Raw genomic sequence first — 12,990 nt, 5'->3', positions numbered from 1 at the left:
GTCAGTGATCTGATTCGGCCAGCCGCTGACGCCCAGGATGGCTGTGGTCTGCGCGTTTCCCTGTGACCGATCAGGTTGAGCCAATTGCCGGCCCGCTCTGCCACGCCCGTTTTGTCGACTGCGACGACCTGGTCGTCAGCCTCGCGAGCCGTGTGGCTGCTGGAGGGCCTGACGTATCCACGGTGCTGCGCCGGCCAGCCCCGACGGGCAGCGCGTCAGCCCGCCGGTCAGGTCGATCGGAACGTCCACCGTGGTGGCGAACGACTCCCGGCGGATCAGGCTCAGCCTGAGTCTCTGCAGCGGATCGTTGTCACCGGTGTGGCCAGCAGCGGGCAGCTCGTTGACGAGCAGGGTCTTGAGCCCGGAAGGTTCGTGTTCAACATCGACCTCGTCCATCGCGTCCAGCACGGTGTCGGCCGACACCTCCGACGGTCGGACGCCGCGGGCGTGGGCGAGTGCGTACACGGTCAGGGCGACGGCGCCGAGCGCGGTGCTCGCGCCCGCGGAGGGCTCTTGCGGCCAGGCCGGGGCCAGGAGCCGGCCCGCCTGCACGACCGCCTCTTCCCAGGCGAGGGGCGTTTGCGGGTACCGGTAGCCGGTCATCGCCTCCGCGAGGCCCTCAGGGGCTGTGGTGTTCACACGTACTCCCACACGTCGTCGGTTGCCGCCCAGGACAGGTCCAGCCGAGTCCACAGGCCAGGGTGATCGGATGCACCGTGGTCCAGCACTCCGTAATCGATGATGCACGGCGCCAGCGCGCCGGATACCCAGATCTGATCGATGCGCAGGCCGCCGGCCGTCGGCGCGATCAGGGCCTCCTCCCCCGTCGCCTGGTGCAGGTGCCGGGCGACGTCCACGAACCCGTTGTCGGCCAGGACCTGGGCCACGGACCGGTCCGCCCGGGGCGGCTCGCCGTCGATGGAAGGCAGCAGCCGGGAGCCGCGGTTGTAGGGCCGCAGCATGGTCAGGTCGGGCTCGGGACCATCTTGCGGGGCAAAGTTCACGTCCCGCCGAGGATGGCGTAGCCGCCGCCCGCGCGGTGTACGCGCGAGGCCACGAAGTTGGCCTCCTGCTTGGCCTTCGTCGCGTCGTACGGCGTGAAGTGCACGCTGCCGGCGCACAGCAGGGCTGGCAGAGCGGGCGGCAGGGACCAGCCGACCGTCGTGTAGCCGTGGTGCGTCTCGTCGATGCTGGAGTCGCTGTTGACGTACTGGCGGCGGCCCAGCGTCTCCCGCCGGTACAGCAATGCCGGCCCAAGGCCCGTGCGGCTCGGGCTGAGGATGCCGTCCATGTCCAGGTCGTTCTCGGCCCGGACCAGTTGCCGGGCCGCGTCGGCACCCCAGCCTTCTGCCTCCTGTATCAGGACGATGTCCGGCGAGACGGAGGCCAGCGCCTCCGCAATGACGGGCCACCGGTCCTGCGGGTCGCCGCTTCCGCTCCGTATCCCGCCTCGGGAAACGTTCTGTGAGGCAACCACGATCTCCATCGCGCGCCCCCTTCCACACGTGGTCTTCCCTGGAGCTCCGGGGCACCGTCAGCATCGCAGACGGTGCCCCGGAATGATCAGTAGCTGAGCCTACGGTTTCAAGGCAGCAGCGCGGGCTTTGGTGGTCATCCGGACCGGCCAGGAGGACCGCGCGTGCGAACTGAGCCGGTTCGGCCGCCTGCCGCTCCCGCTCACCGTGGGCGCCGTAGGCGAGGCCCAGCGTGCCGGCGACCACGCGGGGGAACGCCGCACCGTCACTCACGTGCGCTGCCTGCCGCGGTCAGGGCCGCCGGCCGGGCATCCGCCGAGCCGCCTGGCCACTGGAAGACCAAGCGGGAGGCCGCCTTGTCCAGCACATACCCGGCGGGAAGGTCGTGGTCGGGCGTACCCGCTGGATGGACGGTCATCGGCGGGTAGCCGGTGTGACGCACATGCCGGTCCCACTGCTGTGCGCAGCCGATCAGCCGGTCCGCCAGAGCGGGTCCGGCCGGGCCGTAGGCGTGCGCATAGAACTCCCAGCGGCTTTCGGGCGGCGTCGCGCCCTTGTGGAGCTGGACGGGCGTCAGGTAGGCCAGGGACCCGTCGGCGACGAGGGTGGGCAGGTGTTCGCCTCCGGCGGCCACGAGGGGGTTTTCGGAGGAGCGGTCGGTGGTGAGGCGGCAGTGGTCCGCCAGGGTGGTGGCCGCGTACACCTGCAGCGTGGCGAAGGAGGTCATACCCGGCATGACCACCCCAGTGGGTACCTCGTAGCGTTCACCGTGCAGCGCTTCGTCGAGTCCGGTGGTCTTCAGTTCCGGGCCGTCATGGAAGTGCAGTGTCAGTCGCCCGTCGGCGAGCGTGACCGACTGCTTGGTGCGGGCGGCGGCGCCCTGGTCCCTCACGAATCCGCACACGGTCCAGTCGCGTGCGTGCAGTATGTCTCCCTGCCGCTGAAAGGCGATTGCCCGCGTGTAGCCGTGTATTTCCAGCGGGAGGACGAGGTATCGGCCCTCGGCCAGCTGCTCCCGCCAGGCGGGCGCGATGTCCCACACGTTGTGGGTGATGACCATGCCGTGGAACCCCTCGGCCGGGACGTGGTCGGGAGCGCCGAGGCTGCCGTCGCCGAGCACGGCGGTGACCCGGCCGCTGCCGGCCTCGGCGCACAGCCGCCGGGTGCGGCGGATGACGTAAGGGTCGAGGTCCACGGTGATCACCCGCCCTGTCGGGCCGGTGACGTGGGCCATCAGCTCGGCGTTGTAGCCGCCCGAGCCGGCCTCGAAGACGGTCATGCCCGGCTCCAGGTGCAAGTGCTCGATCATGTCGGCTTGGAGCCAGGCGGCCGAGACCGAGCTGAGTGCCGTACCGGACTTATCGCGGCGGGTGACGACGGCCAGGTCGTCGTCGTAGGCGGTGCTCAGCGGGGCTTCGGGGGTGAAGCGGTGCCGGGGCACGGTGCGCAGTGCCTGCTGAACGGGCGCCGAGGGGGCCCAGCCCTTGGCGATCACGGCGTCGGCCATCTTCTGACGCAGCCGGACAGCCTCGGCCGGCTCGCCGCCGACGGCGGGGGAACCATCGGCGTGAGGGTAGGAGTGGACGGGCGGTAGGCCAGGCAGCACGCCCGGCCACACCGCCTCCAGCGCCTGCGCGGAGGGCGTAAAGACAGCCCCGAGACCGGAGAGGATGTGCAGGTCGTGCCACTCCCAGCGGGTGAAGCGGTGCGGCTCGGACACCTGCGGGGCGCCGGTCCAGGCGGTGACGCGGACCACCGCCGATACGCGACGGACATCGGCGCGATCATCGTGGAGGAGCGTCAGCAGGTGCGCATCCTCAACACGTGCGCTCAGCCCTGCCTCCTCGGCCAACTCCCGGACGGCCGCCGCCTGGGCAGATTCGCCGTTCTCGATGCGACCGCCGGGGAGTTCCCACATGCCGCGGGTGGAGCGCCCGAGCAGGACCCGGCCGCAGTCGTCGGTGACCACGACGCACGCGCCGAGGACCGCCTGCGGCTCCGGACGGCCCTTCTCCACCGCCTTGAAGGAGCCGCCCGGATCGCGCAGAACCAGGAATGCGAGCCCGTCTGCGTCACATCGCTCCACCTGTGCCCAGCCTTCGGTAAGCAGGTCGATCTCGTTCTCCTCCAGGGCGATGCGCCGCCGCTCCTCGGGGGTGTTCGCCGCTACCGGAGTGATGACCACCAGGGCACCACCGGGCCGCAGCCGGGCCGCTAAGCTGTGCAGCACTCGGGTGCGGTCGCCCACGAAGGCGAGCATCAGGCGCATCGTGATCAGGTCGTAGCCGTCTTCGCTCAGCCCGGCCGGATCGTCGTGCTCGATGTCCAGGCACAACCACCGCACCCCCTCGGCACCGTCCCGCTCTTTGCGGGCGCGGGCCAAGGCGCCTTCAGCGAAGTCGATGGCGTCGACGGTGTAGCCAAGGTCGGTGAGGCAAACCGCGAGCTCGCCAGTGCCGCAGCCCACCTCCAGGGCCCTTCCGCCATCGGGCGCGGGTGTGTGCTTGGCGAACAAGGCTCGCTCTGCATCGCCGAGTGGCCGGAAGGCACGCCCTCCCTCATAGTGCTGGTTCCAGTTGGTACGGGTGTATGTCACAGGTGCACCTTTCGATGGCCGTGGTTGTGTGGTTTAGCGACTGCCAGTGGCACGAAGACGCGCCTGGCTGCGACGCCTGCGGTCCAAGACCTCGAGGCGCTCTGGGACGCGCGTTCTCAGGACACCAACCTCGTTTAGGAGGCGATAGATCATCCCGTAGGAACGGCCGGTTTCCTCACAGATCTCTCGGATTGTGGCGTGCTGGTCTCGGTACGCCTTCACGATGTCTTGTTGGAATTTCCGTCGGTCCGGGGCGGATAGGCGCTGGTGCTTCTTGTGCTGGGGCAGGCCGAGGCGGGCGGGCCGCTGGGGTCGGGGCATGGCAGGCCCTCCTGAGACGCTAGGTGGTAGAGGAGTGCGGGCGAGGCCAGAGAAGGCGTCAGGCAGAGATGCGGTGATGGTGCAGCTCGCGGCCTGTCGTTCCGCGAAGGCTCGTGACGGCGGCCAGGCGCACTGACCATTGGCTGCGGTAGGTGCCCAGCGAGATTTCGGAGAGACGGTGCTGCTGGATCTCCCCGGTGCCGGCGGGGGCGTAGAGATGCTCGACGTCCCGGAAGAACCGTTCGAGCGGGTGGGTGGTGAACAGGCCGGCCGCGGCGTGGATGTCCATGGCGAGGCGGGCGGAGTCGCGTGCGGCCCGGACATTGACATGCTTGGCATTAATCAGTTCCGCGTCGCACGGCTGGCCGTGGTCGAGCAGGTGGGCTGCGTGGTAGGCGGTGAGCCGTGCGGTCATGAGATGCGACTGCATCTCGCCCAGCTTTTGCTGGATGGCGGGGAGCTTGGCGAGCGGGCCGCCGTAGCGCTGGCGTTCTGTGACGAACTTCCGGGTCTGCTCCATGATTGCCTGATGGATGCCGAGGGCGACCGCGCCCAGGTTGGGGCGGCCGTAGAGGATGCTGGAGGAGTAGGCGACGTCGAGCCCTTGCCCTTCCTGACCAAGGCGGTTGGCGGCGGGTATCCGGCAGTTGTCGAAGACGATCTCGCCGAAGCTGAAGCCGTGCAGCCCCATGCTCTGAGGGTGGTCGGGGAGGATGACGCCCGAGCGGTCGGCCTCGACGAGGAAGGCCGACAAGCCCTTTGTGCCGTGGCCAGTGCGGGCGACGACGCCGTGGAGGTGGCCGATATGGCTGTTGCCTACGTAGGTCTTGCGGCCGTTGAGGATGTAGTTGTCGCCGTCGCGGCGGGCGGTAGCGCGCATCGCCAGGACGTGTCCGCCGCACCCCTCCTCGGTGACGGCGATGGTCGGCAGGCAGGTCCCTGCGGCGATCTGCGGCAGCCAGGTTTTGCGCTGCTCCTCGCTGCCGAAGTGAATGATCTTCGCGGTGCCGAGCTGGGATGCCTGGACCATGGCCCCCATGGCGCCACTGACGCGCGAAATCTCCTCGATGATGATCGTTTTTGCCATGTGGCCCGCGCCCATCCCGCCGAAGGCGGGATGGATGGTCGCGCCCAGCCAGCCCTGCTGCGCGATACGGGTGGCCAGGTCCTCTTCGACGCTCCTGGAGGATTCCATTCTTGCGACGTGGGCGGTGATTTCCGTCTCGGCGAAGTCCCGTACGTGCTGGCGCAGATCTTCGTGGTCGCCGGTCAGATAGGGAGCGGACATCGCTGTTCTCCTCTCTCTGGCAGCTGGCAATCGTGGGCGGTTACTGCGAGGGGAGTCCGGCGCGGCGCACGAGGAGGTCCATGAGCGCGTCGCGGCGGCTGTTGATCAGGGCGTGCTGGGCCCGGCCGGTCTCCCGGGGGCGGTCGGTGGGGCCCAGAAAGCAGACGGTCCCCAGCACGGTGTCCTGGTAGATCAGCGGGGCGCCGGCGTAGGTCCGGATCCCGATCTGATCAACCACTGGGTTGCTGGCGAAGCGGGCGTGTGCGAATACATCGGGCAGGGGTAGGGCGCGGCGGCGCGCCACGACCTCGGGGCAGAAGCCGTGGTCACGTGGCATGGTCCGGCCCACCGCCGGCAGGTCGTCACCGTCAGGGGCGTGGAGTCCGACGAAGAACTGCAGGTCAGGCGTGAACACGTTGACCATGGCGTACGGCTCGCCGGCGTCGCGGGCCAGTGCGGCGGCGAACTCGTCGAGCTCGCCGTCGGGGGCGGTCAAGCCCAGTTTGGTAAGCGCTGCGTCACGCAGTCGCCGGTCAAGATCGTCTTCGGGGGTAGGGAGGTGGAATCCGGTATCGGCGTCATAGGTCATACGAGGGCTCCGAGGTGGAGGGGCGAGGGGTCCGTGTGACGTGGAGGGCGTGCTCGACGAGGGTGATCAGCGCGGTGGCGGCGTCTCGGGTGTTACGGGCATCGCCCAGCACGATCGGCACCGTCTCCGGCAGGTCGAGGGCCTCGCGCACTTCGTGCGGCGTGTACTGGTGGGGGGCGCCGTCGAATTCGTTGACGGCGATGACGAAGGGGATCGCCCGCTGTTCAAAGAAGCTGACCGCGGTGAAGCTGTCGGCCATGCGGCGGGTGTCGACGAGGACGACGGCGCCCAAGGCGCCGTGGGAGAGGTCGTCCCAGGTAAGCAGGAAGCGATCCTGACCGGGGGTGCCGAACAGGTAGAGGATCATCGGCTGCGGTACGTCGAGGGTCAGGCGGCCGAAGTCGAAGGCCACGGTGGTGGTGCTCTTGGCCTCCACGCCCTCCAGGCGATCGGTGCCGCAGCCAGCGGCGGTGAGGTTCTCCTCGGTGTTCAGTGGCGGAATTTCACTGACAGCGCCGACGAGGGTGGTCTTGCCTACCCCGAACCCCCCGGCAACCACGATCTTTAGCAGGATCGGGTCCATGCCCAGGTACCTCCTTTCGGCTTTCAGCTGGCTTCGGCGGCAGAGAACTTCCGACGGAGTCCGGCCAGGCACGCCTCCAGCACGTCGGCGTTGCGTGGGTCGGTGATGGCGGAGTCGGGGACCGCCATGCGCAGCGCCCCCTGATCGAGCAGGTCGGAGAGAATGATCTTGGTGACAGTGGCGGGCTGGCGCAGGAGCGCAGCGATCTCGGCGACCGACCGCGGCTCAGCACAGCACAGCGCATGGGCCTGCTCGGCCTCCGGACCGAGCGCCCCAGTGGGGGACTCGCGTGCCGGGGCGAGGCGGGAGGCCAGTCGCAAGGTGTGTCGGGGACGGGTGCGGCCACCGGTGACCGCGTAGGGGCGGACCTCTTCTGCATCCACCTCGACCCAGGGGTCGTTGTCAGTGGGCATCTCACTGCCCATCGCCGGAGGCAGCCCGGCGGACGGCGGTGACCAGATGCTCATCCACGCTGGTGACCAGCGCGCCCATCTCGTAGCCCACGAGGCTTGGGTCGGCGTCGTGTCCGGCCATGACGCCCAGGACGGTACCGACTTCCCTGATATCCGGGCTGAGTTGTACTGCGGTTCCTTCGGGAAGGTTGCCGGCGCTCATGACGAACAGGTTCGCCCCGTCGTGCTCGATGTTGATCTGGCGGACGCCGCCATCGCTCACCCCCGCGAGGACTCCGAGATTCTTGGAGAGGGAGTGCATGCCGGACACCAGGGCGGCCATGGTGTCCGCCATGTCCGTCGTCAGCCCCGCGCTGGCGAGCTTCAATCCGTCGCAGGTGGCCCATAGGACGCCGGTGGCTCCCGGCACTCGCGCGAGGAAACCTTCCAGCAGCCAATCCCGTCCGTTCTGCGGCATCACGTCGTTCGTCATCGGTATCAGTACCTAGCTCCATGGTCGTTGCCAGAGCGCCTCGTGCTCTGGCCTTGGCGGTATAGGGGACGGCGTTAGTCCGCAGGCGAGGCAGGTATGGCATCGCCTGCGGCCCGCTGTGCGCCAGCCTTGAAACTGCCCATCAGCCCCGGGGTGGGCGGAACGGTCGGGCCGCCGCGTTGTGGCGGCGCGGCGGGAGCAGGTGCCTGCGGGTTCCTGCTGCGGCGTGGCAGGGCAGGCTTGCCCTCCGGTGCCCCGGTGGAGACGGCCGATGAGGCCATCGGTGGTGCGGCGGTGCGGCGCTGGCGCCGCGGGAGAGGTGCGCGTGCACTGCCGGGTTTCGCCTCCCCGCTTTGCGGCTTTACAGGGGGTGCGGGTTCGGCCGGCAGAGCCACGACCTTGGCCCGGTGTTCCTCGGCAGCCTGCGGCAAACGCGTGGGGTGCAACTGCTGCGGGGGGTCCGGGGCGACGAGGAGGGCGTTGGGCAGCATGACCAGCGCCTGCATGCCACCGAGGACGCTGGGGCGGAGCTCCACGGGGATCCCGTGTCGCTGCGCGAGCCGGGCGGCGACGAGCAGCCCGGTGTGCCCGCCTTGCAGGTGGGCGTGGACATCGACCGTCTCCGGTGCCGCAAGCAGCCGGTTCAACCGCGTCCGCCGGTACGCCGACATGGCCAGACCCCGATCCTCGACCTCGATGGCTATTCCGGCGTTCACGCGCTCGGCACGGAGCACCACCTGTGTGTCGGGCGGGGAGAACTTCGTTGCGTTTTCGACCAGCTCAGCCAGCAGATGGATCACGTCCGGGCCGACGTGGCCGGGCAGGGCCGTCCGGGTTGCCTCCTCCCGCGGTACCGACAGCCGGACCCGCGGGTAGTGCTCGATCTCCGCGACCGCCTGGCGCAGCACCCCCATCACCGACACCGCCCTGCGGACCCGGCGTGCCGACTGGCCGCCCAGCACTGCCAGACTCTCGACCGCGCGACGAATCCGGGTCAGCAGGTGATCGGTATCGAACAGCCCGTGCAGGAGATCGGGGTCCTCGACCATGTTCTCCAGGCCGGATAGGGCCACCAGGGCGCGGCTGACCAGGGCGTGCAGGCGCGGAGCAACGTACACGAACACCTCGGCCTGTTCTGACCCCGGCAGACGCTGCTGCTGGCGCGATGCCTCCTGCGCCATTTCTTCCCGAACCTGCCGAAGAGCGGCGGCGTGCCGCTCAGTCAGAGCCCGGTGTGTCTCGTCCTGGACATGTCGAAGTGTGGCGGCGTGCCGCTCGACGAGGGCTTGAAGGTTTGCGCCGAACGCCGAACCCTGCAGCGATGCGGTCACCACCACGGCAGCGGGCCGGCCCTCCGGCCCGAACAGCGACTGCGCCGCGGAGGGCAAGCCGCTGGTGACAAGCTGCTCCAGCGCGGCGTCCCGGGCACCGCACCTTGCTGTCACGACGGCCAGGCGCTCCCGCAGCTTCGCCATGATCGGTGCCCAGACCGCGGACGCCAGCGCCGCGCCCAGCAGGGCAGACAGCATCGCAAGCAGCGGGCCAAAGGTCATTTTCCAGGTCCTTGACGATCGAATATCAACAAAGGGTGTTCGCCGGGGCACGACTGCGTCCCAGGCGCGGTATTCCGTGCCCCGACGACGGACCGGACCGCTGGCTCTGGGAAGCGCCGACAGCCGCCGCCCTGGCCACGGAGACATCGAGTGGGAAGGGCGGGCCGGTGGGGGCCTCACCGGATGCAACGAATCAGGCGGCAGCGATGGGCAGTTTCGTCAGCCGCGTTGTCAACGCTGACTGCAACAGCCCGGCGTAGGCGAACTCGTGGTCCGAACTGCGTTTCGCGTTGACGTAGAGCCACCGCCAGGTGACTGCTTCCCCGGTGAACGGCTTGCCGGTGTCGTGCGCCATGAGCTCGTTCATGCCGTCGTCGCCTTCACGGTTGAGGCAGGTCGATGCGGGCTGATGATTCGTCCATCCGGCAGGAGCTTGCCGGTGTCCTCGAAGAGCAGGACGCCGTTGCACAGCAGGCTCCAGCCCTGCTCCGGGTGGTAGGCCACGGGGGAGGCGGCTTCCCGGTCGGGCGACTCCGCTGATGGGCACGGGGGGTGATGGTTGCACATGTGTACCTCGGTTAGGCCCCTTCGCCGGGCGGAGACTCGCGGATGGGTACGTCCCCGGAGAAGGGAGCTGAGACCGCTCCTGCGCGGGCCGGCCGCGGATGCCGGGGCGGGGCGAAGACTCGGTCGGTTGTCGAAGTTCTTCTTCGGCCGTCGTGCGGAAGGGCCGGGCGGGGCAGGTCAGGAGTGGGTCAGTCCGCGGGTGAGTTCGATGTCGGTGACGGCGGTGCGGTGGGCGTCCAGCTCGGTGCGGGCCAGGAGCGCGTAGTGCTCGACTGCTTCCGATCCGAAAGCCTTGTGAGCGGGAGGGCTTTCGCTGAATCGGATCGTTGCCGCCTCCAGAGAGGGGGGAAGTGGCGGCTGGCGGGTCGCGGCGTAGGCATCACCGGTACAAGGCGCGGGGGGATGCAGGTTGTGTTCAATACCGTTGAGCATCGCTGCGACGGCGGCTGCGAGCGCGAGGTAAGGGTTGGCGTCCGCGCCGGGTACCCGGACTTCCAGGTGGAGGTTCGGACCGGCGTCGACCAGCCGTACTGCGCACGTCCGGTTGTCGACGCCCCAGCCCATCCGGGTGGGTGCGTAGGAGTAGGGGCTGAAGCGCTTGTAGGAGTTGACGGTGGGAGCGTACAGCGGGGCCAGGTCGGGCAGGACGTCGACCAGTCCGGCGATGGCCTGTTTGCCCAGCAGGGACAGGCCGGTGGGGCCGGCCAAGGCCGCGTCGTCATCGCGCCAGAGGGACAGGTGGATGTGCAGGCCGCTGGCCACTTTCGGGGTGGGGGCGGCCATGAACGTCGCTGTGAGTCCGCAGCGTTCGGCGAGCACGCGGGCGCCGTGCTTGAGGACAGTGTGCGTGTCGGCTGCGGTCATGGCATCGCCGTGCCGGAAGGTGACCTCGACTTGTCCGGGTGCGCCTTCGGTCTTGATGGCCTCCAGGGGGAGGCCGGCGGCGGTCAGCGCGGCGGGCAGCTCCTGGACGAACTGGTCCAGGCCAGGGGCATGGGGGGCGTCCAGGGCGTAGTCGAGGTTGTTCTCGGTCACGGGTCGGAAGGCGGGACGGCCGCCCTCGGGCGGGTGGCAGAGGATGAACTCCGCCTCCAAGCCGGCCGAGGCCCACAGGCCGTGGGCGGCGAGCCGGTCGAGCTGGTGCTGCAGCACCTGCCGGGGCGCGATGGCCACCGGAGTGCCGTCGGGGTGGTGGGCGTCGGCGTGGACGAGAGCGGTGCCCGGCAGCCACGGCACCCGGCGCAGCGTGCTCAGATCTGGGCGGACGGCAAGATCCGGGTAACCGCCCTGCCAGGAGGCCAACGGTCCGCCGATGGGGCGCATGGCGAGGTCGGTGGCCAGCACGTAGCCGCACATCTCCGCGCGCCCATCGGCCACGTGATCGAGGAAGTGAGGTATGGCGTAGCGCTTGCCCTTCAAGCGGCCGTTCAAGTCGGGCACGGCGAGCATCACCGTCTGGAGGCGCCCAGCCGCGGCCTCGGTACGCAACTCATCAAGCGTCAGGGCGACATCACCGAGCCGCGACGCTGCGCCCATGGAACGGCTGTCAGGAATGGTGGACTGAGAGGAGGGGGTGAGCATTACACGATCTCCTGGGCAAGGGCGGTCGAGGTCTGGTCGCCGCGGACGGGGATGTCGTACGAGCGGCGGCCGGCGATGCGCCACCACAGCCAGGCCAGGGCCAGGGCCACCGCGAGGGCAACCGGGGCGTAGTTGAACGTCGTGGGCGCGATCGGTCGGGACTGCGGCAGGCAGAACAGCACCGTGACCAGGGCGACCCACCCGACAGCGATCCAACCCACGACCCGCCCCCAGCGCCCCAGATGCCACGGCCCCGGCCGGAACCGGCGGTGGTGGCGCAGCCGCAGGTAGACGGGGATGGCATAGGCCGGCGTGATTCCGATGACGTTGATTGCGGTGACCGCCCCGTAGGCGGTCGCCGAGTACAGCGAGGGCAGTGCCAGGACTGCGGCCACACCGACGGACAGCCACACAGCCCGGCTCGGCGTGCCAGTGCGGGGCGAGACCCGTCGCCACAGCGCCGATCCGGGCAGTGCGCCATCTCGCGAGAACGCGAACGCCATCCGGCTGGCCGCCGCGACCTCGGCATTGCCGCAGAACAGCTGGGCGAGGATCACGACCAACAAAAGGATCTTGGCGCCTCCGGTGCCGAGGGCGTCGAGGAAGATTTGGGCGGGTGGCACCCCGGTGGGCGTCTCTTGGGTGCTGACGTAATCCTGGATCGCGAACGTCAAGCCGGTCAGCAGCACAAACCCGGCGATCCAGGAGACCCATATGGAGCGCACGATGCCGCGAGCGGCACTGACCGCGGCGCCGGTGGTCTCCTCCGACAGGTGCGCCGAGGCGTCGTAGCCGGAAAACGTGTACTGGGCCAGCAGCAGCCCGATTGCGGTCACGTACAACGGGCTCGCCCATCCGGTGGAGTTGGCGAAGTGCCCGAAGACAAAGCTCGCGTCCTGGTGGTGGGCGGGAATGAGGGCCAGGACGCCGACGATTGCCGCCACGCCGAACAGGTGCCACCACACACTGACCGAATTGAGCAGGCTGACCACCCGCACCCCAAGCAAGTTGAGCGCGGCGTGCAGGATCAAAATGCACAGGTAGATCACCATGACCGTGCCCGCCGTCGGCTCGATCCCCCACTGCAGGCGGAGGAACGCCCCAAGGAACGTGGCGGCCCCGTAGTCGATCCCGGCGATCGCCCCCAGCAGTCCCAAGAGATTCAGCCAGCCCGTGTACCAGCCCCAGCGCCGACCGCCCAGCTGGTCCGCCATGTAGTACAGGGCCCCCGAGGTCGGATAGGCGCTGGTGACCTCCGCCAGCGCCAGGCCGACGAGCAGCACCATCAGTCCCACCCCGAGCCAGCCCCACAGCATCACTGCCGGCCCGCCCGTCGAGAGCCCGAACCCGTACAAGGTCATGCAGCCGGACAGGACCGAGATCACCGAGAAACTGATCGCAAAGGACCCGAACGAGCCCATGCGCCGTACCAGCACCGGCTCATAGCCCAGGTCGCGCAGCAGCGCGTCATCGTCCGAGCCACGAGCAGCATGTCGTCTACGAGACACGAAAACCCCAGAGAATCGTCCATGGTCGAAAAGGAACGGGCGAC

General features: G+C 69.1%; 15 protein-coding genes. All 15 read right to left on the bottom strand.

Features of this window, described 5'->3' with window-relative positions; genetic code table 11:
• Nucleotides 1-135 precede the first annotated feature (135 nt).
• On the bottom strand, nucleotides 136-639 hold the full coding sequence (locus C3486_RS02090; RefSeq protein WP_146074933.1) for a hypothetical protein: 504 nt from the start codon (nucleotides 637-639) through the stop codon (nucleotides 136-138).
• Complete coding sequence (locus tag C3486_RS02085; RefSeq protein WP_146074932.1) at nucleotides 636-1,004, bottom strand: hypothetical protein; 369 nt, start codon at nucleotides 1,002-1,004, stop codon at nucleotides 636-638. The genes C3486_RS02090 and C3486_RS02085 overlap by 4 nt, the downstream gene beginning before the upstream one ends.
• A complete protein-coding gene (locus C3486_RS02080; RefSeq protein ID WP_103830780.1) occupies nucleotides 1,001-1,486 on the bottom strand; it encodes an endonuclease/exonuclease/phosphatase family protein in 486 nt (161 codons plus the stop codon). The genes C3486_RS02085 and C3486_RS02080 overlap by 4 nt, the downstream gene beginning before the upstream one ends.
• A gap of 254 nt (nucleotides 1,487-1,740) precedes the next feature.
• Nucleotides 1,741-4,071 (bottom strand): methyltransferase, FxLD system, encoded by a 2,331-nt coding sequence (gene fxlM / locus C3486_RS02075; RefSeq protein ID WP_103830779.1) that lies wholly within the window; start codon nucleotides 4,069-4,071, stop codon nucleotides 1,741-1,743.
• A 33-nt stretch (nucleotides 4,072-4,104) separates the two neighbouring features.
• Nucleotides 4,105-4,392, bottom strand: coding sequence for a helix-turn-helix domain-containing protein (locus tag C3486_RS38700; RefSeq protein ID WP_103830778.1), 288 nt, complete (start codon nucleotides 4,390-4,392; stop codon nucleotides 4,105-4,107).
• Nucleotides 4,393-4,450: 58 nt separating this feature from the next.
• A complete protein-coding gene (locus C3486_RS02065) occupies nucleotides 4,451-5,680 on the bottom strand; it encodes an acyl-CoA dehydrogenase family protein (protein WP_103830777.1) in 1,230 nt (409 codons plus the stop codon).
• 40 nt (nucleotides 5,681-5,720) lie between these two features.
• The gene (locus tag C3486_RS02060; protein WP_258052538.1) at nucleotides 5,721-6,176 is read right to left on the bottom strand and encodes a GAF domain-containing protein; all 456 of its coding nucleotides are present in this window, start codon (nucleotides 6,174-6,176) and stop codon (nucleotides 5,721-5,723) included.
• A gap of 82 nt (nucleotides 6,177-6,258) precedes the next feature.
• The gene (locus C3486_RS02055) at nucleotides 6,259-6,852 is read right to left on the bottom strand and encodes an ATP/GTP-binding protein (protein WP_103830775.1); all 594 of its coding nucleotides are present in this window, start codon (nucleotides 6,850-6,852) and stop codon (nucleotides 6,259-6,261) included.
• 23 nt (nucleotides 6,853-6,875) lie between these two features.
• The gene (locus C3486_RS02050; RefSeq protein ID WP_258052537.1) at nucleotides 6,876-7,265 is read right to left on the bottom strand and encodes a DUF742 domain-containing protein; all 390 of its coding nucleotides are present in this window, start codon (nucleotides 7,263-7,265) and stop codon (nucleotides 6,876-6,878) included.
• Between the two features lies 1 nt (nucleotide 7,266).
• Complete coding sequence (locus tag C3486_RS02045) at nucleotides 7,267-7,737, bottom strand: roadblock/LC7 domain-containing protein (RefSeq protein ID WP_103830773.1); 471 nt, start codon at nucleotides 7,735-7,737, stop codon at nucleotides 7,267-7,269.
• A 74-nt stretch (nucleotides 7,738-7,811) separates the two neighbouring features.
• The gene (locus tag C3486_RS02040) at nucleotides 7,812-9,290 is read right to left on the bottom strand and encodes an ATP-binding protein (RefSeq protein ID WP_103830772.1); all 1,479 of its coding nucleotides are present in this window, start codon (nucleotides 9,288-9,290) and stop codon (nucleotides 7,812-7,814) included.
• A 193-nt stretch (nucleotides 9,291-9,483) separates the two neighbouring features.
• Nucleotides 9,484-9,657: a hypothetical protein gene (locus C3486_RS37120; RefSeq protein WP_181138411.1), complete on the bottom strand. Its 174-nt coding sequence runs from the start codon at nucleotides 9,655-9,657 to the stop codon at nucleotides 9,484-9,486.
• Nucleotides 9,654-9,857 (bottom strand): DUF5999 family protein, encoded by a 204-nt coding sequence (locus tag C3486_RS02035; protein WP_103830771.1) that lies wholly within the window; start codon nucleotides 9,855-9,857, stop codon nucleotides 9,654-9,656. The genes C3486_RS37120 and C3486_RS02035 overlap by 4 nt, the downstream gene beginning before the upstream one ends.
• A 177-nt stretch (nucleotides 9,858-10,034) precedes the next feature.
• Entirely contained in the window at nucleotides 10,035-11,438 is a 1,404-nt protein-coding gene (locus tag C3486_RS02030) for a glutamine synthetase family protein (protein ID WP_103830770.1), read from the bottom strand.
• Complete coding sequence (locus tag C3486_RS02025; RefSeq protein ID WP_258052536.1) at nucleotides 11,438-12,946, bottom strand: amino acid permease; 1,509 nt, start codon at nucleotides 12,944-12,946, stop codon at nucleotides 11,438-11,440. The genes C3486_RS02030 and C3486_RS02025 overlap by 1 nt, the downstream gene beginning before the upstream one ends.
• Between the last annotated feature and the right edge of the window lie 44 nt (nucleotides 12,947-12,990).

The organism is Streptomyces sp. Ru73 (assembly GCF_002920575.1).
Classification (GTDB): Bacteria; Actinomycetota; Actinomycetes; order Streptomycetales; family Streptomycetaceae; genus Streptomyces.
This window is presented reverse-complemented; position numbering and strand designations above follow the sequence as displayed.

Excerpts from the sequence above, each read along its gene's own strand:
- C3486_RS02080 (WP_103830780.1), bottom strand. The coding sequence starts at position 1,486 with ATGGAGATCGTGGTTGCCTCACAGAACGTTTCCCGAGGCGGGATACGG.
- C3486_RS38700 (WP_103830778.1), bottom strand. The coding sequence starts at position 4,392 with ATGCCCCGACCCCAGCGGCCCGCCCGCCTCGGCCTGCCCCAGCACAAG.
- C3486_RS02065 (WP_103830777.1), bottom strand. The coding sequence starts at position 5,680 with ATGTCCGCTCCCTATCTGACCGGCGACCACGAAGATCTGCGCCAGCAC.
- C3486_RS02055 (WP_103830775.1), bottom strand. The coding sequence starts at position 6,852 with ATGGACCCGATCCTGCTAAAGATCGTGGTTGCCGGGGGGTTCGGGGTA.
- C3486_RS02050 (WP_258052537.1), bottom strand. The coding sequence starts at position 7,265 with ATGCCCACTGACAACGACCCCTGGGTCGAGGTGGATGCAGAAGAGGTC.
- C3486_RS02045 (WP_103830773.1), bottom strand. The coding sequence starts at position 7,737 with ATGACGAACGACGTGATGCCGCAGAACGGACGGGATTGGCTGCTGGAA.
- C3486_RS02040 (WP_103830772.1), bottom strand. The coding sequence starts at position 9,290 with ATGACCTTTGGCCCGCTGCTTGCGATGCTGTCTGCCCTGCTGGGCGCG.
- C3486_RS37120 (WP_181138411.1), bottom strand. The coding sequence starts at position 9,657 with ATGAACGAGCTCATGGCGCACGACACCGGCAAGCCGTTCACCGGGGAA.
- C3486_RS02035 (WP_103830771.1), bottom strand. The coding sequence starts at position 9,857 with ATGTGCAACCATCACCCCCCGTGCCCATCAGCGGAGTCGCCCGACCGG.
- C3486_RS02030 (WP_103830770.1), bottom strand. The coding sequence starts at position 11,438 with ATGCTCACCCCCTCCTCTCAGTCCACCATTCCTGACAGCCGTTCCATG.